This is a genomic window from Arthrobacter sp. FW306-06-A (assembly GCF_021870055.1).
GTDB lineage: Bacteria > Actinomycetota > Actinomycetes > Actinomycetales > Micrococcaceae > Arthrobacter.
In genome coordinates, this window is sequence record NZ_CP084552.1 from 590,596 (window position 1) to 611,222 (window position 20,627).

Below are 20,627 nucleotides of genomic sequence, written 5' to 3' on the forward strand. Positions count from 1 at the left end.
CTTCGACAGAGCAAAATCCCGAAAGGAATCATCGTGAGCATTGTTGTTACAGGCGCCACTGGACAGTTGGGCCGGCACGTTCTGGAAGCCCTCCTGGAGCGGGGAGTACCTGCGGAGGAAATCGTGGCGGCCGGCCGTTCGGTGGACAAGCTCGCGGACTTCGCCGGGCGCGGGTTGCAGGTCAAGCCCATGGACTACGCCGATGCAGGCTCGGTCGCAGCCGCCCTCAAGGGTGCGCGGCGCGTGCTGCTCATTTCCGGCAGCGAAGTGGGACAGCGGGTCCAGCAGCACCGGACTGTCATTGAAGCCGCCAAGGCGGAGGGCGTGGAGTTGCTGGCCTACACCAGCATCGCCAACGCGGACACCACGGCCATGAAGCTGGCCGATGAACACAAGGCAACCGAGGCGCTGCTGCGCGAATCCGGAGTGCCCTTCGTGCTGCTGCGCAACGGCTGGTACCTGGAGAACTACACGGAGCAGCTGCCCGGAACCCTTGCCCAGGGCGCTCTCGCGGGCAGTGCCGGCGAGGGCAAGGTCAGCGGGGCCGCCAGGGTGGACTACGCGCACGCGGCCGCTGCAGTCCTGGTGGCCGACGCCCAGGCCGGCAAGGTTTACGAACTGGGCGGCGATGACGCTTTCAGCATGGCGGACCTGGCGGCGGAGATCAGCGCCGCAACCGGAAAGGCCATTAAGTACAACGACCTGCCCGCGGAGGAATACGTTGGCGTGCTCACTGGTGTTGGCGTACCGGAGGCTTTCGCTGAAATCCTTGCGGATTCCGACCTTGGCATCGCGCGCGGCGATCTCCTGGTCAGCACCGGCGACCTGCGTCGGCTGATCGGGCGCCCGACGACGTCGCTGGGCCAGGCGGTCAGCTCCGCCGCTGCTTCCGCCTAGGACAGAAACGGCGAGGTGCCCGGCCCCTTTGGGGGACCGGGCACCTTTCGTTTTTAAGCTGCTCCCCGGGCGTGGTTCGCTGCCGTCGGCAGCAGCTACTTCACGAGGTCGTTGGTGTACGTATCGGCAAGCTTGATGTCCTTGTTTCCCACGTCCGGGTTGGCTACCTGCTGGGTTTTCAGGACAGCCTGGACGCCGTCTTCGGTGAACGTACCGTCCTTGCTCAGGGTCTTCTTGAGGTCGTCGATGACTTTCGCGTAGAGATCCTTGTCGCCGCCGGCGAAGCTTTCCGGCATCTTGGCCGCGATTTCGGCACCGGAGTGACCGTTGATGTACTCAAGGGTGCGCTTGATGGCCTTGGCCAGCTTGGCGGCCGTGTCCTTGTTCTGGTTCAGCCAGTCCGTCTTGGCGTAAAGGCAGGCGGAAGGCCAGGAATCAGTGGAGAACACTTCCTTCAGCCCCTCGGCCGTGCGGACGTCCTCCAGGACTACAGGATTGTGGCCAATGCGCTTGGTGAGGACCGATACGTCCGGTTCGAGCATTACGGCTGCGTCAACCTGGCCCTGCTCAACAGCGGCAACGGCGGAAGATCCCGCGCCGATGGCGGACACCGCTGCATCGGACTGCTGCATGTTGTTCTTGGCCAGCAGGAACTTCACGAACATGTCCGTGGAGGAGCCCGGCGCCGTCACCCCCACGTTCTTGCCTTTGAGATCGGCAATTGTCTTGATCTGGCCTTCGTTCTTCGGCGCCACCAGCAGGGCAAGGCCGGAAGACTGGCCCATGTCCACGAAGGCCTTGATCTGCTGGTTCTTGGCCTGCATCTGGATGGTGTGCTCGTAGTAGCCGCTGGTCACATTGGTGCTGCCACCAACCATGGCGGTCAGGGCCTTCGAGCCGCCTTGGAGGTCCTGGAGTTCGACGTCCACGCCTTCATCCTTGTAGTACCCAAGCTGCTGGGCCAGCGTCGTCGGAAGGTAGGTCAGGAGGGTCTGGCCGCCCACGCCGATAACCACCTTGCCGCCCCCGCCGCCTCCGCCGGCCGCGGCTGATCCGCTCTGGCCGGGAGGGGCTGCGGCGGGGGCACCACAGGCCGAGAGTGCCAGGGCAACTGCAGCAATCAGGGTCAGCGGCCGGAGGAGGACCCGGCCACGGCGCCGGGTTGATTTGTCTGTCATGGGTATCCCTTTCAGGCGGTTACGGAAAGTTGGCGCTGGTAGGCGGCTTTGGGCTGTGGCACCTGGTCAGGAGGACCGGACAGGGCGCCATCTGAGGAGGTGCCGCTCCAGGCGGTTGACGAGGAGGTCGATGATGAGGACCACAATCATGAGGATGAACATCCCGGCGAAGACGCCCTTGGTTTCGAAGACGCCCTGGGCCTGGGCAATGGCGTAGCCCATGCCACCTGAGGCGCCCAGGTACTCACCCACCACTGCGCCGGTGATGGCGAAGCCCACGCTGATGTGCAGGCTGGAGAAGATCCACGTGAGGGCACTGGGAATGAAGACATGGCGCAGGAGCTGCTTTTCGCTGGCCCCCAGCATTTTGGCGTTGTCCACCAGGACCCGGTCGACGCTCTTGACGCCTTCCAAGGTGTTGAAGAAGACGATGAAGAACACCAGGGTGAAGCCGAACGCCACCTTCGACCAGATACCCAGTCCGAACCAGAGGAGGAAGATCGGAGCGAGGACCACGCGCGGGAGCGCATTGAACATCTGGAGGAACGGGTCCAGCAACCGTTCCAGGAAACGGACCCGGGCAAGGATGAAACCCAGGAGGAGTCCGACGGCGGCCCCCACCAGGAAGGCGAGGATGGCCTCCTGCATGGTCACCCAAAGATGGGGGAACACAAACCCTGATGACACCCAGAGCCACACGGTCTGGAAGATGTCGGAGGGAAGGGGGAAGAAGAATTCATCAATCACCCCGGCCCGGCCCAGGACCTCCCACGCTCCCAGCACGAGGACCGTGAGGAGGAGTTGGATGCTCCGCATGGCCAGCGCCGACATCTCACCTCGACGTGGCTGGCGGTTGCCGGTGTGTCGGTCCTGTGCCGCAAAGGAACCGTTCTTCCTTGAACCTGTTTTCCTTGAGCCGAGGATTGTCACGCGGCCTCACCTTCCTCGGCGAGCGCACTTTCGTAGGTCTTTGAGACTTCGACTTTCAGCCGGCCCCAGATTTCCCGGTGCAGGGCCACGAAGCGGGGGTCGTCCCGAATGTCCAGCAGATCGCGCGGGCGGGGAATGTCGATGTCGTAGCTTCCCACCACAGTGCTTCCGGGGCCTGCTCCAAGGATGAGCACTTCATCGGACAGCGCGATCGCTTCGTCGAGGTCGTGGGTAATGAATACCACTGCCTTGCCGGATTCCTGCCAAAGCTGCAGAAGTTCGTTCTCCATGATTTGGCGGGTCTGGACGTCCAGGGCAGAGAAGGGCTCGTCCATCAGGAGGATGTCCGGGTTCACGATCCAGGCCTGGGCTATGGCTGTGCGTTTGCGCATGCCGCCGCTGAGCTGGTGCGGGTAGCGGTCCGCAAAATTCTTGAGGCCCACTTTTTCCAGCCAGCGCCGGGACTCCGCGTGGGCCTCCGCCTTGGAGACACCGGCCATAGTCAATCCGAGGCTGACATTGTCGATTACGGTTTTCCACGGCAGCAGGGCGTCCTGCTGGAACATGTAGGACGCCCGGCGGTTCACGCCGGTCACGGGTTCCCCGAAGCTCCTGACTTCCCCAAAGCTGGGTGTCAGCAGGCCGGCCGCCATGTTGAGGATGGTGGACTTGCCGGATCCCGTAGGGCCAACAATCGAGACGAAGCGGCCGGGCTCGACTTTCAGGTCGATGTCCCGCACGGCGAAGTAGGTCTCGCCTCCGGACGTTGGAAATTGTTTAGTGCACCCGGTGAGCTCCACCGCATATCCGGACGTGCCTGGCTGTGCAGCTGGCATCTTTGCCTCTTCCCGGCCGGCTCCGGCCGCTTGTTCCCCCTGTTGGTTCGCGTCTGCGGCACGAAAGTGGTTTATCGGTCCGCGTACGGAGAACCGCTTGCGGACTCCGGTGTTCTTGCTCAATGCAGGTTGATTTCCTGCCACATCGTGGGTTCTCCATCATGATGTGGACCTGATGCTAACAGTTACTTCCGTCACACTCAACGCCTCCGCGACTCATACACTTTCCCCATGAGCTCCAGCGAAACCTCGGCCACCCCCTTGTTGGTCCTTCGGAAGATCACCGCCATCCTTGATGCTTTCTCCCTCGCCCGGCCCGAGCTGTCGCTGGCCGAGATCCGTTCCAGTACCGGCGTGCCGCACTCCACGGTGCAGCGGTTGGTGGCGAACATGGTGCAGGAGGGAATCCTGGACCGGCACGGGGACCGGTACCGGGTGGGGGTTCGCATGGCCCATTGGGCGGCGCCGGCAACCCAGGGGCTGGATTTCCTGGAGCTGCTGACCCCGGTGCTGCGCAGGCTGCGTGATGACTTGGGCGAGACAGCGTGCATTTTTCGCGAGTCCCAAGGGAAGCGGGTGTGCATCGCTTTGGCCGAGACCCGTCGCATGCTCCGGCGCGTGGTGAGCGTGGGTGAAATCATGCCGCTGCACGTCGGCGCGGCAGGGCGCGTCCTCCTCGCCTGGAATCCGGAGGTCGCGGAGCGCGTGTACCGGTCGGGCCTGAAATCCCTCACCAACCAGACAATCACCGATGCCGCGAGCCTGGAGGAGGCGGTGGCCAAAGCCCGCGCAGATGGTTTCGCCATCACCACCGGTGAGCGGGTGTCCGGTGCCAGTGGCATTTCGGCGCCTATCTTCGGACCCCAAGGCGAACTTTTTGGGGCACTTACGGTGATGGGGCCCGCCTTGAGGATGCCCTATGACGTTTGCGCGTCCTGGGTGGAACAGGTCCTGGCTGCGGCCGAGGAGTCCACCAGGGTCATCGGAGGCACCATCCCGCAGTAGCTGTTTTCCGCCTCCCTCTATCCACATCGTGGATTTCAGTCCACAATATGAATTGTCGTCGTGCCAACGATGCTTCGCGATCCCGCGGCAGGCCGGGCAACCCGGGCAACGCGGCCCGGCCCGGGTGCCGGCAGAACAGGAGTTCCAAAGATGGTGGAAATTTCACAATCCGCACCCGCTGGGGAAATGCGCGGTGCTCAGAACCCGGATTCTGGAGCTGCGCCCCGGACCGGAACCCGGCCCGTTGCCGCTATGTCCGGCGTTACCCCTGATCCCGCTGCCGCCGCAGGTGCGGTCGGCGGCCCGTTGGCCGGTGTGCGTGTGTTGGAGCTCGGATCCCTCATCGCGGGCCCGTTTGCGGGACGGCAGCTGGCCGATTTCGGTGCGGAGGTCATCAAGATTGAGTCTCCCGACCGTCCCGATCCCATGCGCGAATGGGGCCGGGCACGGATCGAGGGCCACACCCTCTGGTGGTCAGTCCAGTCCAGGGGGAAGAAGTGCGTGACGTTGGACCTCAAGTCGCCTCGCGGGCGGGACCTGTTCCTGGAACTCTGCAAGGAAGCCGATGTCATCCTTGAGAATTTCCGCCCGGGAACGCTCGAAAAACTTGGCCTTTCCCCCGAAGTGCTCTGGCAGCGCAACCCCGGCCTGGTGATCGCCAGGGTCTCCGGCTATGGCCAGACCGGGCCTGATGCGGACAAGCCGGGCTACGCTTCCGTGGCCGAAGCGCGAGGCGGCCTGCGCCACCTCAACGGATACCCGGACCAGGCCCCGCCACGGACAGGCATCTCTTTGGGGGACAGCTTGGCGTCGCTCTACGCGCTGCAGGGAATCCTGTTGGCTCTGTACTGGCGGGATGCCAAGGGAGGGACGGGGCAGGTTGTGGACGTGTCCCTCGTAGAGGCTTGCTTCTCCCTTTTGGAAAGTGCCGTGCCCGATTACGCGGCTGCGGGCGTTGTGCCGGGCCCCAGCGGTTCCGGACTGAAGGGGATAGCGCCGTCGAATATTTTCCGCTCCAGCGACGGAAAGTGGGTGGTGATCGCTGCCAACCAGGACTCGGTGTTCGTGCGGCTGGCTGCCGCGATGGGCGCCCCGGAGCTGGCTTCCGACCCCCTCTACAGCAACCACGCTTCCCGCGGGGCCAACCAGGACGAGTTGGAACAGCTTATTGCCGAATGGGCTGCAGGGTTTAGCCATGGCGACCTGGTGGCTTGCCTTGACCGGCATTCTGTTCCCAACAGCACCGTCAGCACCATCGAGGACATTTTCGAGGACCCCCAGCTGCGGGCGCGCGGGATGCTGGTGGACGTTGCGGATGAACAGTTGGGGACGGTGGTCCAGCCGGGCATCATCCCCAAGCTGTCCCGGACCAGTGGCGGCATCGCATGGAACGGGCCTCTGGCGCCCGGTTCGCACAACAGCGACGTCTACGCGGGCCTACTCAAGCTCAGCGCCGAAGAACTGCAGGATGCCAAGGATGAAGGTGCGATCTGATGAACGGAATTGCGGGAAGCGATAAGTCCAGGGGCGCAGTCTCCATCGTGGATGTCAGTCCCCGGGACGGGCTGCAGAATGAAAAGGTTCCCGTCAGTACCCACGACAAGCTGCGCCTGATCAACGAGCTGATCGCCCTGGGGGCCAGGCGGATCGAGGCAGTGAGCTTCGTGAATCCCAAAAAGGTTCCGCAGATGGCTGACGCCGACGCCGTCATGGCCGGGGTGCCGCGGGATGCGGGAGCCAGCTACATCGGCCTCGTATTGAACACCCGGGGCGCGTACAGGGCGGTGGATGCAGGGGTGGACGAGATCAACTACGTCCTGCCCGTAACGGATGCCTTCGCGGCGGCCAACCAGAACACCACGGTGGCCGCCGCCCTCGGTGCCCTTGAGGAAGTGTCCGGAATTGCTGCCGCTTCGGCCATCCCGCTCACCGTCACGGCCGCCGTCGCCTTTGGCTGCCCCTACCAGGGCGACGTGCCCGGGGAACAGGCTCTTTCCGTCGTTCGAAGCGCACTTCAAAGGGCGCAGTTGGCCGAAGTTGCCCTAGCAGACACCATCGGCTGCGCCGTCCCCTGGCAGGTGGGCGGGGTTTTTGCCGCCCTGGCATCGGAAACGGACGTGCCGCTCCGCGCCCACCTGCACGAGACGCGCCACACTGCTTTGGCGAATACCTATGCGGCCATGGCTGCCGGGGTCAGCGTCTTTGACAGTGCCGTGGGAGGCCTGGGCGGTTGCCCCTTCGCGCCCGGCGCGGCCGGGAATGTTTCCACCGAGGACTTGGCCTGGATGTTGGAGCGGGCAGGCTACTCCACGTCCATCGACCCCCGTGCAGCCACGGAGTTGGGCCGCTGGATCTGCGCCAAGGTGGAGACGGCTCCCCGCTCCGGCCTCGCCGGAGCAGGAGTGTTCCCCAAGGCCGCCGCCTAGGGGGAGACCACCGGCAGAGGCGACGTTTCGTCCTCAAGGTAGGCCCGGCGTCGTCCGTCACCCTTGACCCACAGGCGGTAAGCCAGGACCAGCAGCCCCAGCCACACCGCGCCGACATAGAGGGCGATCCGGGTGTCCTCGAAAGCGCCCAGGACGGCGATCACCAGCACCATGAAGGCGATGGTGAGCGCGGAAGCGGCAGGCCACCACGGTGACGGGAATTCCGACGCGGGCAGGCCCTTCCGCGCGATTTCCCGCTTCATGGCCACGTGGGACGCCAGGATCATCACCCATACCCAGACCGTGGCGAAGGTGGCGATCGAGGCAATCACCAGGAATACGTCTTCCGGAATGACGGCGTTGAGGACCACGCCCACCAGCAGGATGCCTGTCATCATGACCACTGTCATCCAGGGGACGCCGTGTCGGGAGACCTTGCCGAAGGCGGCGGGCGCGTGGCCCTGGTTGGAGAGTCCGAAGAGGATGCGTCCGGCGCCGAAGATGTCGCTGTTGATGGCCGAGAGGGCGGCTGTGATGACCACCGCGTTGAGGATGTGCGGTGCAGCCGGGACGCCCAGGCTGCTGAAGATTTGAACGAACGGGCTGCCGCTGGTGCCCACCTGGTCCCATGAGAAGAGGCTCATGAGTACGCCCAGGGTGAGTACGTAGAACAGCAGCACGCGAACGGGGACGGTGTTGACCGCCTTCGGGATGACCGACTTCGGATCGGCAGCCTCGCCCGCAGTGATGCCCAGCGTCTCAACGCCGCCAAAGGCGAACATCACCACGGCGAAGGATGCCAGGAGGCCCTCGAAGCCGTTGGGGAACAGGCCGCCGTGCCCAACCAGGTTGCCCAGGCCTGGGGCGACCGGGGAATCGGCGGTCTGGAAGCCGAAAACGATGATCGCGGCGCCGCCGGCAATCATGGCGATAATTGCAGCGACCTTGATTAGCGAGAACCAGAACTCGAGCTCGCCGAAGACCTTCACGCTGAGCAGGTTCAGTGCCGCCAGGAAGCAGATGACGGCCAGGATCCAGATCCAGCGGTCCACCTGCGGGAACCAAAAACCCAGGTAGATGCTGAAGGCGGTGACGTCGGCGATGGCGACGATCGCCATCTCGAAAACGTACGTCCAGCCGGTGATGAAGCCGGCAAGGGGGCCCAGGTAACGGCTCGCATACTGGCTGAAGGAGCCGGAGACCGGATGCCGCACCGCCATTTCGCCGAGTGCGCGCATCACCATGAACACGGCTGCGCCGCCGATGATGTAGGCCAGCAGCACTGCCGGACCGGCTTTCTGGATAGCCGAGGCTGAGCCGTAGAAGAGGCCGGTGCCGATTGCCGAGCCGAGGGCCATGAAGCGGATGTGCCGCACATTCAGGCCACGGTTAAGGGCTTGTCCGACGACGGCTGCCGGCTTTTGCTTTTCCAGAGGACTGTCGGTCCGGGTTGGGATGGGTTGCACAGAGTTACCTTCTCGTCTTTGGGAGGGGAGCCGGTAACCAGCAGACCATTTTCGGCCCTGCCGTGATGAGGTTCACGCTGGGTTGGTGTCTTCGGTTCCAGACTGGCCGCAGGATCCGCTTGGGGCCTCTCGCGCAAGGAGTTCCGGGAACCCGGTTTTGGAAACTGGGGGCAACGGGCCAGTGCTGCACTCCCGGCTGGCGGCGAGCATGACCGGGTGGGATAATTTGGTCATCCTTCGAGTAGGGGGCCATGATGGCCGGCCTTGGTGTTCTTCGACCTGGCCGCCGCTCCCGGGCACCTATGGCCCGGTTCCTGGCGGTGTTAGTGGTACTCGGACTCAGCGTGCTGCTCGCTATACCCTCCCGGGCAGTGGACTATGGACATGACGTTTCGTGGCCCCAGTGTCCCGGCGGTCTTCCGATGCCTCCGGAGGACACCGGGTTCGTGGTCGTGGGGCTGACCAGGGGACTCGCGTTCACTGAAAACCCCTGCCTGGACGGCCAGTACCAGTGGGTGCGCGACCACGGTGTCCGGGCCCAGGCCTACGCCATGGGTACGTTCCCGACCCCCGAGCAATACGACACCTACGGCGACGATGGCCCCCTGCCTGCAAACACCAGGCCGGACCGGCTGTACAACGTCGGATACGCCGAGGGCCGCGCGGCTCTCGCGTCCCTCGCGGAAGTGGGATGGCGGCCGGAGCGGATCTGGGTAGACGTCGAGCCCCGTCCGCAACAGCCTTGGCCCAGCTCCACCGCAGCCCAGCGGCAGGAGAACCGGTACGTCGTCTCCGGGCTCCTGGCCGCGCTGGCCGATGCCGGGTACCCGCACGGGATCTACTCCTATGCGAGCGCCTGGGAGGCCATCACAGGTTCGTGGCAGCTTCCCGACGAGCCCGTCTGGTCACCGGCGGGCCGTCTCGACTTCCCAAGTGAAGCATCGGACCTCTGCGTGAACCCCAGCTTCTCCGGTGGCACAGTCCACCTCGCGCAATGGACCGACGGGACCTACGATCACGACATGACGTGCATCGGGGTCTACCAGGCCCACGTTGCGACGATCGGCTGGCAGGCGAGCATCTCGGACGGCGCTACCGCAGGAACGACCGGCCGGGCACTGCCGCTGGAGGCATTGCGTTTGTCCGTGGCAGGAGACCGCCTGTCGGGTGACATCCTGTGGCGGGGGCACGTGCAGAACATCGGCTGGCAGCCGTGGACGACGTCGGCATCCCCGGTTGGAACGAGCGGGCTCGGTCTGCGCCTGGAAGCGTTCGAAGTGCGGCTGACAGGGAATCTGGCCTCGCAGTACAGCATCAGGTATCGCGCCCATGTCCAGAACGTCGGATGGCAGCCGTACGCGCTCGACGGCGCGACGGCCGGCACGGTCGGCCAAGGTCTTCGGATGGAGGCCGTGACGATCGAGCTGGTTCCGAAGGTCGCGCCGGCATTCACCGCCGTGTACGCCGCCCACGTCCAGAACCTCGGCTGGATGCCCAACGTCTCGGATGGGACCGTCGCCGGGACCACTGGTCAGGCCCTTCGGTTGGAGGCGTTGCGCCTCAACGTGTCCAGCACGGCCTACTCCGGCGACATCCAGTGGCGGGGGCATGTGCAGGTCATCGGGTGGCAGCCATGGACGTCCTCGGCCAACCCCATCGGCACCGTAGGGCAGGGGCTGCGTTTGGAGGCCTTTGAAATCAGGCTGAGCGGGGCGATGGCGATCCATTACCGGATCTACTATCGCGCCCACGTGCAGGATGCGGGCTGGCAGCCATGGGTCGCCGACGGCGGAACGGCAGGCACGACGGGCATGGGCAAGCGGGTTGAGGCAGTACAGATCCTCCTCGCACCCAGGTCCGGCGGCTAGGCCGGAACAAACCCCTGCGGCGACTGTCCGGAATTCCAGACAGCAACGCCGGCTGTACAGGCCTCAAAGGGCCGAGGGAGGGCGCAAGCTTAAGTACGGGATACCGGACACAGCTACCCAGAAGGACCCTTCCACCTCATGAGCACTGCACTAAGCGACGACGCAAGAAGCGCCGAAACGCCAGCACCGCGCGCCGCGGCCAAGGCAACGTCAAAAGTTCCCGCCGCGGAAAATACCCTGCGCATCCTCAAGTTGCTGGCATCGCGGCGGGGTCCCATGGCCGCGTCGCAGATCGCGTCCAGCCTGGACCTGCCGCGGTCGAGCGTCTACCACCTGCTTGGGGTGATGGAGGCCAACGGCTTCGTCCTGCATCTCCATGAGGAGCAGCGGTACGGGTTGGGCATCAGCGCCTTCGAGCTCAGTTCTGCCTATTCCCGACAGGAGCCGTTGTCGCGTCTTGGCCGGCCCCTGCTTGCGAGCCTCGTGGACGCTATTGGCGAGAGCGCGCACCTTGCCGTGCTGCACGGGCGGGACGTGCTCTACATCGTGGAGGAGCGTGCCAAGAACCGCCCGTCCCTGGTGACCGACGTCGGCGTCCGCCTTCCCAGCCACCTCACCGCCAGCGGCCGCGCCATCCTGGCCGCGCTGCCCAAATCCCAGGTGCGTGCGCTCTATCCGAACGCCGCGGCCTTCAGTGCGCGCCATGAGGTGGAGGGAGCGATCATGAAGTACTCGGCCTTGTCGTCGCACCTGGACCACGTCCGGCAGCGCGGGTATGCCACCGAGCACGGCGAAGTGACACCCGGCTTCGGCTCCATTGCCGCAGCGGTTACCGATCACCTGGGCTGGCCAACAGCCGCCGTTGCCGTGACCTTCCTGGAGGACAAGCTGCCAGCGGAGGAGTGGCCGGTGCTGGCCACCCGCGTCCAGAAGGTTGCGGATGAGCTCTCCGCGCGGATCCACGGACGCCCCGTCAAATAGCCTTCGGGGTCGTCTGGAATACCGGACACCGCAGGGTGAAAAGCCCTGTGACGGTGCTCTTCCAGGGGCTTTAGTTGATACAGAACTTTTTTCCTCCAACAGACACCACCCGAAGGAGCCCACCATGGCACCCGCCGATTTCACCACCGGTGCCCGCCCGGTCAAAGCAGCCCGCGGCACCGAGCTCACCGCAAAGTCCTGGCAGACTGAAGCGCCGTTGCGCATGCTGATGAACAACCTGGATCCCGAAGTGGCAGAACGCCCCGATGACCTGGTGGTCTACGGCGGCACAGGTCGCGCCGTTCGCTCGTGGGCCGCCTTCGACGCCATCACCCGCACCCTGGAAACCATGGAAAAGGACGAAACCCTCCTGGTCCAGTCCGGCAAGCCCGTCGGCGTCTTCCGCACCAATGAATGGGCCCCCCGCGTGCTCCTGGCCAACTCCAACCTGGTGGGCGACTGGGCCACCTGGCCCGAGTTCCGCCGCCTCGAGGCAGAGGGCCTGATGATGTACGGCCAAATGACCGCAGGCTCCTGGATCTACATTGGCACCCAAGGCATCCTGCAGGGCACCTTCGAAACCTTCGCGGCGATCGCCCGCAAGCTGACCGGAGACGGGAACGGTACCCTTGCCGGCACGCTGACCCTCACCGGCGGCTGCGGCGGCATGGGCGGGGCCCAGTCGCTCGCCGTCACCCTGAACGAGGGCGCCTGCCTGATTGTCGACGTCGACGAGTCCCGCCTCCGCCGCCGCGCCGGCAAGCGCTACCTGGACGAGGTGGAAACAGACCTCGACGCCGCCATCACCAAGGTGCTCAAGGCCAAGGAGGAGCGCCGCGGCTGGTCCGTGGGCTATGTTGGCAACGCTGCCGAGGTCTTCCCCGAGATCCTGCGCCGCCACAAGGCCGGCGAACTGACGGTGGACATCGTTACCGACCAGACCTCCGCCCATGACCCCCTGTCCTACCTGCCCGAGGGCATCTCAGTTGCGGAATGGCACCGCGAGGCTGAAGCCGATCCGGAAGGCTTCACCAAGAAGGCCCAGGCATCGATGGCCAGGCACGTCCAGGCCATGGTGGAGTTCCAGGATGCCGGCGCCGAGGTCTTTGACTACGGAAACTCGATCCGCGACGAAGCCCGCAAAGGCGGCTACGACCGTGCCTTCGAGTTCCCCGGCTTCGTCCCGGCCTACATCAGGCCGCTGTTCTGCGAGGGGCTCGGCCCGTTCCGCTGGGTTGCCCTCTCCGGCGACCCCGAAGACATCCGCGTCACCGACGACGCTATCAAGGAACTCTTCCCGGAAAACAAGCACCTGCACCGCTGGATCGACGCCGCCCAGGAGCGGGTGGAGTTCGAAGGACTCCCGGCACGCATCTGCTGGCTGGGCTATGGCGAACGGCACAAGGCCGGCCTGCTCTTCAACCAGCTGGTCAAGGACGGCAAGGTCAAGGCCCCCATCGTGATCGGCCGCGACCACCTGGATTCGGGTTCCGTCGCCTCCCCGTACCGCGAGACCGAGGCCATGGCGGACGGTTCGGACGCCATCGCCGACTGGCCGCTGCTGAACGCCCTGCTCAACACCGCCTCCGGCGCCACCTGGGTGTCCCTGCACCACGGCGGCGGCGTAGGCATCGGCCGCTCCATCCACGCCGGCCAGGTCTCCGTGGCCGACGGCACCGACCTCGCCGCGCAGAAGCTTGAGCGCCTCCTCACCAATGACCCCGGCATGGGCGTCATCCGCCACGCCGACGCCGGCTATGAGCGAGCCCTCGACGTCGCCAAGGAACGCGGCGTCCGCATCCCCATGCAAGAGCCTTCCGTGACCAAATAGCCCATCGATTGCTCCGTACCTGTCGTTATGGACTCCGAAAACGACAGGTACGGAGCAATCGATCCCCATAAGCCCACAAAAAGTAGGAATCATGACCCTGACTACCCACGAACCGCTCACCGTGACCCTTGGCCCGGCGGGCGTCACGCCCGGGGATGTGCTCGCCGTCGCGCGCCACGACGCCAAGGTAACCATCGCACCCGAAACCTTGGCGACCGTCGCCAAGGTCCGGGCCCATATCGATGACCTCGCCTCCAGTGACATCCCCGCCTACGGCATTTCCACCGGGTTCGGCGCCCTGGCCAACCGGCACATCCCCAACGAATTGCGCACCCAGCTGCAGAAGTCCCTGATCCGCAGCCACGCGGCAGGCATGGGCCCGGCGGTGGAACGTGAGGTGGTCCGCAGCATCATGTTCCTGCGCGCCAAGACACTCGCTTCCGGCCGTACCGGTGTCCGCCCGGTGGTCCTGCAGAACATGGTGGACGTCCTCAACGCCGGCATCACTCCCATCGTCCGCGAGTTCGGGTCCCTGGGCTGCTCCGGCGACCTCGCCCCGCTGTCACACTGTGCGCTGGTCTTGATGGGTGAAGGCGAAGCGGAAGGGCCCGACGGCGTCACGTACGGCGGGCGGGGAGAGCGGCCGGTCGCTGAGCTGCTGGCAGAGCACGGCATCGAGCCGGTCACCCTCGCCGAAAAGGAGGGGCTGGCATTGGTCAACGGCACCGAAGGCATGCTGGGCATGCTCTTGATGGCCATCGCGGACCTCCGCCGCCTGCTGTCGACGGCGGACATTACCGCCGCGCTCAGCGTTGAGGCGCTGCTGGGCACCGACCAGGTGTTCCTGCCCGAGCTGCACGCCGCCCTCCGGCCGCATCCCGGCCAGGCGGCCAGCGCGGACAACATGTTGCGCGTGCTTTCGGCTTCGCCGATCGTCGCCTCGCATAAGGTGGGGGACTCCCGGGTGCAGGACGCCTACTCGCTGCGCTGCGCCCCGCAGGTGGCCGGCGCTGTGCGTGACACCGTGGACCACGCGGAGCTGGTGGCCACCCGCGAGCTGGCGGCAGCCATCGACAACCCGGTGGTGCTGCCCGACGGCCGGGTCAGCTCGAACGGCAACTTCCACGGCGCACCGGTGGCCTACGTCCTGGACTACCTGGCCATCGCCGTTGCAGACTTGTCCTCCATTGCAGAACGCCGCACGGACCGGATGCTGGATCCCGCCCGCTCGCACGGCCTGCCCGCCTTCCTCGCCGCGGATCCGGGGGTGGACTCCGGGCTCATGATCGCCCAGTACACCCAGGCCGGCCTGGTCTCGGACAACAAGCGGCTGGCTGTTCCGGCATCCGTGGACTCGATCCCGAGCTCCGCCATGCAGGAGGACCACGTGTCCATGGGATGGCACGCCGCACGGAAACTGCGGAAGGCGGTGGAGAACCTGCGCAGGGTCCTGGCCATCGAACTGGTGACCTCGGCCCGGGCCCTGGACATCCGGACCCAGCTGTCAGGAGGGGTCTTGACGCCGGGACCTGCAGGGGCCGCCGTCGTGGCCGCCCTCCGGGAAGTGGTGGAGGGACCGGGGACCGACAGGTTCCTGTCCCCCGAACTGGAAGCGGCTGACCGGCTGGTGGCCTCAGGGGACGTGCTCCGGGCGGCCGAATCCGCCGTCGGACCCCTCGCCTGACGCCGAAGGATCTTCAGCCCCTGCCGCACTCGCGTCCGAAAGGCGGAATTTCCGGCGCCATGGCCTGCCGCGGCGCCGGGAGTGTAGTAGAACTGAAGGTGTAGTGAAAGTCACATCAAAGAAGCTGTGGCAGCAGAACGATACAAAGGGGTAGAAGTTCAAATGAAAGCACGTGGGGCAGTCCTGTCGAGGCGCAATGCCCATTCCGCTGTTGTGTCCAACTGGAAGTCACTCCAGGCCGGGGACCGCGTCGAGATCATCAAGCATGCGCATGTGGTGGCAGCCGGGGAAGTGGAAGAGGTATCGCAGAGCGGCAACGTCCTTTGGCTGGTTCCCGCCGGCCCGTCAGGTCCGGCGGAGAAGGAGCTTTTCCTGAAGTCCGACGGCGTCCAGGTTCGCCGCGGGTAGTCCCGCCAGCAGCGAAAAATCCCCGCACTGCCCAGACGGCGTGCGGGGATTTTTTGCTCCCGCCGCCCCTTGATGGAGGCGGCGGGGATGGAGGCGCCGGCGGTCGCCGGCGCGTAAGTGATCAGGCCTGGATCAGGCGGCGAAGGACTCGTAGGTTTCGCCGAAGGGTACCGTTTCATCCAGGGCTACCGTGTAGCTTCCAGGGTGCAGCCTGGTAACAAGGATGCCGCAGGCGGCGTCCTTTGCTGCAACCTCGATCAGCTGGGCGACGGCTTCTTCGAGTCCGGCGTGGACCTCCCTGGCGCTGGAGAACTCCAGGCTGATGGACCGCGGAGCAGGCCCTTCGGTGGTCTCGGCAGCGGCGGGGGTGCGCTCCAAAGTGGCTGTAGTCATGTACTGAACTTTCTGTGTTTCGTGCCAAGATGGCTCCAACATTCTACCGGCTGCTCCGGATATATGTCAGATGTCCGTCCTTTGGCTGCCGGTCATAAACCGTTCATTCGCGGTGCCGGAGGGCGATCAAGGACCATGGAGATGGCCCTCCACGGCCCGGAAGTCCCACCAAGACCTTGAGGAGAATTCGGTATGAAGATCATGCGCTTGGGCGATATCGGCAGTGAGCAGCCCGCCGTGCTGGTTTCCTCTCCGGACGGAACCGACCGGTACTTCAGCTTGCTGCCCGTAACGCGGGATGTGGACGCAGCATTCCTTGGTTCCGGCGGCCTGGACAAGGCCCGGAAGGCGCTGGAGTCGGGGGAGCTGCCGGAGATCAAAGACGCCGCTGTGCTCCGCATCGGTTCACCGGTGGCCCGGCCGGGCTCCGTGGTGGGAATCGGAATGAACTACGCCGCCCACGCCGCGGAATCCGGGGCAGAGCCGCCCACCATACCCGTCGTGTTCCTCAAGCCAAGCAATACCGTCACCGGCCCCTGCGACCCCGCCCCGATGCCCCCGCGCTCCACCCAGTACGACTGGGAAGTGGAACTGGGCATCGTTATCGGGAGGGAAGCCAGCTACCTCCACTCCACTGACGAAGCGGCAGGCTGCATTGCCGGTTACGTCACGGCCAACGATTACTCCGAGCGTGAGTACCAGTTGCCCGGGGCCGCCGGGCAGTGGACCAAGGGCAAGTCGCTTCCCGGGTCAACGCCCCTGGGGCCGTGGCTGGTTCCGGCAGATGAGATCGACGGCGGAAACCTGCGGCTGCGCAGCTGGGTGAATGGCGACCCGCGGCAGGATTCCACCTCGGCTGAACTCATCTTTGACGCCGCCACACTGGTTCACCACTGCAGCCAGTACATGCGGTTGGAACCGGGCGACGTGATCCTCACCGGAACTCCGCAGGGCGTGGCCCTCAGCGGCCGTTTCCCCTACCTCCAGCCGGGCGACGTGGTGGAAGTAGAGGTGGAGGGCCTGGGCCGCCAGCGCCAGGAGTTGTTCCGGACGCCGGCGGCCACTAAAGCCCAACTGGCCTGACTCACCCGGCCTTGACGGCCAGGACCGGGCAGTCCGCCTCCAGCAGGATGCGCTGGGACGTGCTGCCCATGATCAGCTTGCCCACGGGGGTGCGGCGGCGCAGGCCAATCACGATCAGTTCGGCTTTGTGTTCTTCGGCGGCGTCCAGCACCTCGGCCGCGGCGTCGTGGCCCCGAACGGGCCGCTTGACCAGGTACTGGATGCCCTGGCTGGCCAACCGCTGCTCAATGTCCTGGATCCCGCCTTCGGGCGCGAAACGGCTGTCCACCGCTGCCTCGCCCTTCGAGGAGTTGATCAGCACCAGGGTGGTGTTGTTCTTTCGGGCTTCGGTGATGGCCTGGGTCAAGGCAGCTTCGCCTTCAGGGGTGGGGACGTATCCCACAACAACGGTCATGGTCGCTCCTTATGGTCGGAATACACGGCATCGTGGTTCGAGTGGACCGCATCATTGGCGTCCGTGGCAAGGACTGATGCCCCGGCAGCAGTTGTTGCCCCGCCCGCAGGAGGAGCTGCGGCCCGGCTGCGCCGGATCAGCTTGTACGCAAAGGGCCACAGCAGGATGAGGGCGATGATGACGTAGATGACGACGGCGATCGGCTCACTGAAGAGCCCTGCCGGATCGCCCGCGCTCAGCTGAAGGGTCTTGCGGAGCTGGCCTTCGATCCGCGGGCCCAGGATCACGCCGAGGATCAGCGGCAGCACGGGCAGCCCGAAGCGCCGCATCATGAACCCGAGCGCGCCCAGCACCAGCAGGAGCACCAGGTCGAACGCCTGCAGGTTCACCGAGTAGGCGCCCAGCGTGGCGAAGAACAGGATGCCTGCATACAGGTACGGCCGCGGGAGCTGCAGCAACTTGGCCCAGAGCGGGGCAAGCGGCAGGTTGATCAGGAGCAGCAGCAGGTTGCCGATGAACAGGCTGGCGATCAGCGCCCACACCAGGGGCCCTTCGCTTTCGAACAGCTGCGGGCCGGGCTGGATGCCGTAGCTGGTGAAAGCTGCAAGCATGACGGCGGCCGTTGCGTTGGTAGGCAGGCCCAGTGCCAGCATGGGGGTCAGCGTACCGGCTGCTGCCGCGTTGTTGGCAGCTTCCGGACCGGCCACGCCCTCGATGGCGCCCTTCCCGAATTCCTCCGGGTGCTTGGTCAGGCGCTTTTCGGTGACGTAGGACAAGAAGGTGGGAATCTCGGCGCCGCCGGCGGGCAGCGCGCCGAAAGGGAACCCGAAGACCGTGCCGCGCAGCCACGGTTTCCATGACCGCTGCCAGTCCTTCTTGCCCATCCACGGCTGGCCCACCGGAATAATGTGCATCGGGGTCCGGCGCAGGTGCGCCGCCACCCAGAGGGCCTCGCCCACGGCGAAGATGGCCACGGCCACCACCACGATGTCCAGGCCGTCCGCCAGGAGCGGCTGGCCGAACGTCAGGCGGCGCTGTCCGGTGACCGAGTCCATACCCACCAGGCCGATGGCCAGGCCAAGGCCCAGGGAGGCGAAGCCGCGCAGCCGCGACGAACCGAGCACGGCGGTGACGGCCAGCAGGGCCAGGACCATGATGGCGAAGTAGCTGGGGGCGCCCAGGCTGACGGCGAACTTCACCACAATTGGTGCGCAGACGGCCAGCAGCGCGGTGCCGATGGTGCCGGCAACGAACGAGCCGATGGCCGCCGTCGCAAGCGCCTGTGCCGCCCGCCCTGCTTTGGCCATCTTGTTGCCTTCAATGGCGGTAACCACGGAGGACGATTCACCAGGGGTGTTGAGCAGGATGGAGGTGGTGGAGCCGCCGTACATGCCGCCGTAGTAGATGCCGGCGAACATGATGAACGCGCTGGTGGGTTCCAGGGCGTAGGTGACCGGAAGCAGCAGGGCGACGGTCATGGCCGGGCCGAGGCCGGGGAGGACACCGACGGCGGTGCCCAGGATGACGCCGATGACGGCGTACAGGAAATTCATGGGGGTCAGGGCGGTGGCAAAGCCGTCCATCAGGGAGGACCAGACGTCCATTAGAGGATTCCTTCCAGGAGGCCGGCCGGCAGCGCAATGCCCAGGCCGAGGTAGAAGCCGTAGAAGGTCAGCAGGGACAGTGCCACGGAGATCAGTCCGTCCCGGATGTAGCGGCGGCTGCCCAGGGCCAGGACGCTGCCCCAGAACAGGACGGTCCCGGAAATTACCCATCCGGCCCAGTCGATGAGCAGGATGTTCGCAACAAAGGCCCCTGCCAGCGGCAGGATGGTCTTCCAGTCGGCGGGGTGGTCCAGGTCCACGTCTTCGCCGCCCTCGGCCTCGCCTTTGCCGCCGCGCAGGACGTTGATGGCCAGCAGGACCGCGCAGACCACCAGCATGCCTGCCACGATGAACGGGACGGTCTTGGGTCCTACCGGGTCAGACTTCGAATACGGGGTTGCCAGGCCGTTGGCGTCCAGGAAGACCAGGACGCCGGCCGCCCCGAGCAGGAGTGCGACTCCCAGCTCGGAGCGGCCTTTGAGACCTGTGGTCAGGGAGGTCACGCCAACCCAAGCTTGGTGAGGACGTCCGCCACCCGCTTGTCCTGCTCGGTGAGGAAGGTCTTGAACTGGTCACCGGTGATGAAGGCGTCGGTCCAGCTGTGGGTCTTCAGCGCTTCCTTCCAGCCGTCGGTGCCGTGCATCTTCTCCAGGGCGGCGATCAGTGCTTCCTTGTCCTTGTCGCTGATGCCCGGAGGGGCCACGACGCCGCGCCAGTTGGTGAACACCAGGTCGATGTTGGATTCCTTCAGCGTGGGTGCGTCCACTCCGTCCAGCCGCTTCTCGCCGCTGGTGGCCAGGACGCGGACTTCGCCGGACTCGATCTGCTTCAGGTACTCGCCGGCGCCGGAGGCGGCGAAGCCCAGCTTGTTGCCCAGGATCGCGGGCAGGAGGTCGCCGCCGCCGTCGTAGGCCACATAGTTGACCTTGGTGGCATCGATGCCCACGGCACCGGCCAGCTGCATGGGCAGCAGGTGGTCCGGGCCGCCGGGGGAGGAACCGCCGCCCACGGCGATGGAACCGGGATCGGCCTTCCAGGCCTTCACCAGGTCGTCAATGGTCTTGTAGGGCGAATCCTTGCCGACCATGATGGCTCCCGGTTCCTCGATGAGGCGGGCCAGCGGGGTGGTTGAGGTCAGCTTGGACTCGGACTTGTTGGTGTAGCTGGCACCCACGACGCCCAGGCCCATGAGCATGGCCAGGTCGCCGTTGCCCTTCTCATTGACGATCCGGGCCAGGCCCACCGTGCCGCCGGCACCGGCCAGGTTGAAGACCTCGGTGTTGGTGGAGATCTTCGCGTCGTCCAGGACCTTGGCGGCGGCGCGGGCCGTGGTGTCGTAGCCGCCGCCCGGGGAGTTGGGGACCATGATCTGCAGGCCGGTGATGGGTCCGGCGGCGGCGCCGGTGCTTTCCGAACCGGTGGAGCTCTTGCCGGTGGCACCGCAGCCGGTGGCCATCAGGGCGATGCCGGCAGCAACGGCGGCAATTCGCAATGCGCGGATCTGGCGCATGTGTTCCTCTTCTCTCAAAACAAATCTGATCAGCATCAGTTGACTTGTGTTTCCGACGCCTTGCGGTTCCGATGCTAGGGGCGGCCGTGACGCCGATCACTCTTGTGTACGCAGAGAAAGTTGTGTTCATTGC

19 protein-coding genes are annotated in these 20,627 nt (G+C 65.5%); 10 read left to right on the plus strand and 9 right to left on the minus strand.

Going from position 1 to position 20,627, the window contains the following annotated elements; all coding sequences use genetic code 11:
- Positions 1 to 33 precede the first annotated feature (33 nt).
- Positions 34 to 897, plus strand: a complete 864-nt coding sequence (locus LFT49_RS02930; protein WP_236821146.1) for an SDR family oxidoreductase — start codon at positions 34 to 36, stop codon at positions 895 to 897.
- 95 nt (positions 898 to 992) lie between these two features.
- Here the strand turns inward: LFT49_RS02930 and LFT49_RS02935 are convergent, their stop codons facing one another.
- The 3 genes from LFT49_RS02935 to LFT49_RS02945 form a co-directional block, all read right to left on the minus strand.
- Positions 993 to 2,075: an ABC transporter substrate-binding protein gene (locus LFT49_RS02935; RefSeq protein WP_236800828.1), complete on the minus strand. Its 1,083-nt coding sequence runs from the start codon at positions 2,073 to 2,075 to the stop codon at positions 993 to 995.
- Positions 2,076 to 2,141: 66 nt separating this feature from the next.
- Positions 2,142 to 3,005 (minus strand): ABC transporter permease, encoded by an 864-nt coding sequence (locus LFT49_RS02940; protein ID WP_237429702.1) that lies wholly within the window; start codon positions 3,003 to 3,005, stop codon positions 2,142 to 2,144.
- Positions 3,002 to 3,841 (minus strand): ABC transporter ATP-binding protein, encoded by an 840-nt coding sequence (locus LFT49_RS02945; RefSeq protein WP_236821148.1) that lies wholly within the window; start codon positions 3,839 to 3,841, stop codon positions 3,002 to 3,004. The genes LFT49_RS02940 and LFT49_RS02945 overlap by 4 nt, the downstream gene beginning before the upstream one ends.
- 231 nt (positions 3,842 to 4,072) lie before the next feature.
- Between LFT49_RS02945 and LFT49_RS02950 the strand changes: the two genes are divergently transcribed.
- The 3 genes from LFT49_RS02950 to LFT49_RS02960 all read left to right on the plus strand — a co-directional run bounded on the left by LFT49_RS02950 (position 4,073) and on the right by LFT49_RS02960 (position 7,272).
- Entirely contained in the window at positions 4,073 to 4,846 is a 774-nt protein-coding gene (locus tag LFT49_RS02950) for an IclR family transcriptional regulator (RefSeq protein WP_236821149.1), read from the plus strand.
- Positions 4,847 to 5,098: 252 nt separating this feature from the next.
- Entirely contained in the window at positions 5,099 to 6,340 is a 1,242-nt protein-coding gene (locus tag LFT49_RS02955; RefSeq protein ID WP_236821150.1) for a CaiB/BaiF CoA transferase family protein, read from the plus strand.
- Complete coding sequence (locus LFT49_RS02960; RefSeq protein WP_236821151.1) at positions 6,340 to 7,272, plus strand: hydroxymethylglutaryl-CoA lyase; 933 nt, start codon at positions 6,340 to 6,342, stop codon at positions 7,270 to 7,272. Before LFT49_RS02955 ends, LFT49_RS02960 begins: the two co-directional genes overlap by 1 nt.
- Here the strand turns inward: LFT49_RS02960 and LFT49_RS02965 are convergent.
- Positions 7,269 to 8,729 (minus strand): amino acid permease, encoded by a 1,461-nt coding sequence (locus LFT49_RS02965; RefSeq protein WP_442863737.1) that lies wholly within the window; start codon positions 8,727 to 8,729, stop codon positions 7,269 to 7,271. The genes LFT49_RS02960 and LFT49_RS02965 overlap by 4 nt on opposite strands.
- Before the next feature lie 431 nt (positions 8,730 to 9,160).
- Here LFT49_RS02965 and LFT49_RS02970 point away from each other — a divergent pair, with 431 nt between their 5' ends.
- The 5 genes from LFT49_RS02970 to LFT49_RS02990 all read left to right on the plus strand — a co-directional run bounded on the left by LFT49_RS02970 (position 9,161) and on the right by LFT49_RS02990 (position 15,510).
- Positions 9,161 to 10,606: a hypothetical protein gene (locus LFT49_RS02970; protein WP_237429703.1), complete on the plus strand. Its 1,446-nt coding sequence runs from the start codon at positions 9,161 to 9,163 to the stop codon at positions 10,604 to 10,606.
- Positions 10,607 to 10,744: 138 nt separating this feature from the next.
- Positions 10,745 to 11,587, plus strand: coding sequence for an IclR family transcriptional regulator (locus tag LFT49_RS02975; RefSeq protein WP_237429704.1), 843 nt, complete (start codon positions 10,745 to 10,747; stop codon positions 11,585 to 11,587).
- Positions 11,588 to 11,711: 124 nt separating this feature from the next.
- Positions 11,712 to 13,418, plus strand: coding sequence for a urocanate hydratase (locus tag LFT49_RS02980; protein ID WP_237429705.1), 1,707 nt, complete (start codon positions 11,712 to 11,714; stop codon positions 13,416 to 13,418).
- A gap of 91 nt (positions 13,419 to 13,509) precedes the next feature.
- On the plus strand, positions 13,510 to 15,102 hold the full coding sequence (gene hutH, locus LFT49_RS02985) for a histidine ammonia-lyase (protein WP_237429706.1): 1,593 nt from the start codon (positions 13,510 to 13,512) through the stop codon (positions 15,100 to 15,102).
- A 162-nt stretch (positions 15,103 to 15,264) separates the two neighbouring features.
- Positions 15,265 to 15,510 carry a hypothetical protein gene (locus LFT49_RS02990; RefSeq protein ID WP_236800841.1) on the plus strand — a complete coding sequence of 82 codons (246 nt, stop codon included), beginning with the start codon at positions 15,265 to 15,267 and terminating at the stop codon, positions 15,508 to 15,510.
- Positions 15,511 to 15,642: 132 nt separating this feature from the next.
- Here the strand turns inward: LFT49_RS02990 and LFT49_RS02995 are convergent, their stop codons facing one another.
- Entirely contained in the window at positions 15,643 to 15,903 is a 261-nt protein-coding gene (locus tag LFT49_RS02995; protein ID WP_236800842.1) for a hypothetical protein, read from the minus strand.
- Positions 15,904 to 16,095: 192 nt separating this feature from the next.
- On the opposite strand from LFT49_RS02995, the gene LFT49_RS03000 reads away from it, so the two are divergent.
- Entirely contained in the window at positions 16,096 to 16,986 is an 891-nt protein-coding gene (locus LFT49_RS03000) for a fumarylacetoacetate hydrolase family protein (RefSeq protein ID WP_236800843.1), read from the plus strand.
- A gap of 1 nt (position 16,987) precedes the next feature.
- Here the strand turns inward: LFT49_RS03000 and LFT49_RS03005 are convergent, their stop codons facing one another.
- Genes LFT49_RS03005 through LFT49_RS03020 form a run of 4 tightly spaced genes read right to left on the minus strand, consistent with a single transcriptional unit; the run spans position 16,988 to position 20,494 of the window.
- Entirely contained in the window at positions 16,988 to 17,380 is a 393-nt protein-coding gene (locus LFT49_RS03005; RefSeq protein ID WP_237429707.1) for a universal stress protein, read from the minus strand.
- A complete protein-coding gene (locus LFT49_RS03010) occupies positions 17,377 to 18,984 on the minus strand; it encodes a tripartite tricarboxylate transporter permease (protein WP_237429708.1) in 1,608 nt (535 codons plus the stop codon). Before LFT49_RS03010 ends, LFT49_RS03005 begins: the two co-directional genes overlap by 4 nt.
- Positions 18,984 to 19,487 (minus strand): tripartite tricarboxylate transporter TctB family protein, encoded by a 504-nt coding sequence (locus LFT49_RS03015; protein ID WP_236800847.1) that lies wholly within the window; start codon positions 19,485 to 19,487, stop codon positions 18,984 to 18,986. The genes LFT49_RS03010 and LFT49_RS03015 overlap by 1 nt, the downstream gene beginning before the upstream one ends.
- Positions 19,484 to 20,494 (minus strand): Bug family tripartite tricarboxylate transporter substrate binding protein, encoded by a 1,011-nt coding sequence (locus LFT49_RS03020; protein WP_236800848.1) that lies wholly within the window; start codon positions 20,492 to 20,494, stop codon positions 19,484 to 19,486. The genes LFT49_RS03015 and LFT49_RS03020 overlap by 4 nt, the downstream gene beginning before the upstream one ends.
- Between the last annotated feature and the right edge of the window lie 133 nt (positions 20,495 to 20,627).

Coding starts and splice junctions, on each gene's coding strand:
- LFT49_RS02935 (WP_236800828.1), bottom strand. CDS start 2,075: ATGACAGACAAATCAACCCGGCGCCGTGGCCGGGTCCTCCTCCGGCCG.
- LFT49_RS02945 (WP_236821148.1), bottom strand. CDS start 3,841: ATGCCAGCTGCACAGCCAGGCACGTCCGGATATGCGGTGGAGCTCACC.
- LFT49_RS02950 (WP_236821149.1), top strand. CDS start 4,073: ATGAGCTCCAGCGAAACCTCGGCCACCCCCTTGTTGGTCCTTCGGAAG.
- LFT49_RS02955 (WP_236821150.1), top strand. CDS start 5,099: ATGTCCGGCGTTACCCCTGATCCCGCTGCCGCCGCAGGTGCGGTCGGC.
- LFT49_RS02960 (WP_236821151.1), top strand. CDS start 6,340: ATGAACGGAATTGCGGGAAGCGATAAGTCCAGGGGCGCAGTCTCCATC.
- LFT49_RS02970 (WP_237429703.1), top strand. CDS start 9,161: ATGCCTCCGGAGGACACCGGGTTCGTGGTCGTGGGGCTGACCAGGGGA.
- LFT49_RS02975 (WP_237429704.1), top strand. CDS start 10,745: ATGAGCACTGCACTAAGCGACGACGCAAGAAGCGCCGAAACGCCAGCA.
- LFT49_RS02980 (WP_237429705.1), top strand. CDS start 11,712: ATGGCACCCGCCGATTTCACCACCGGTGCCCGCCCGGTCAAAGCAGCC.
- hutH (WP_237429706.1), top strand. CDS start 13,510: ATGACCCTGACTACCCACGAACCGCTCACCGTGACCCTTGGCCCGGCG.
- LFT49_RS02990 (WP_236800841.1), top strand. CDS start 15,265: ATGAAAGCACGTGGGGCAGTCCTGTCGAGGCGCAATGCCCATTCCGCT.
- LFT49_RS02995 (WP_236800842.1), bottom strand. CDS start 15,903: ATGACTACAGCCACTTTGGAGCGCACCCCCGCCGCTGCCGAGACCACC.
- LFT49_RS03000 (WP_236800843.1), top strand. CDS start 16,096: ATGAAGATCATGCGCTTGGGCGATATCGGCAGTGAGCAGCCCGCCGTG.
- LFT49_RS03005 (WP_237429707.1), bottom strand. CDS start 17,380: ATGACCGTTGTTGTGGGATACGTCCCCACCCCTGAAGGCGAAGCTGCC.
- LFT49_RS03010 (WP_237429708.1), bottom strand. CDS start 18,984: ATGGACGTCTGGTCCTCCCTGATGGACGGCTTTGCCACCGCCCTGACC.
- LFT49_RS03020 (WP_236800848.1), bottom strand. CDS start 20,494: ATGCGCCAGATCCGCGCATTGCGAATTGCCGCCGTTGCTGCCGGCATC.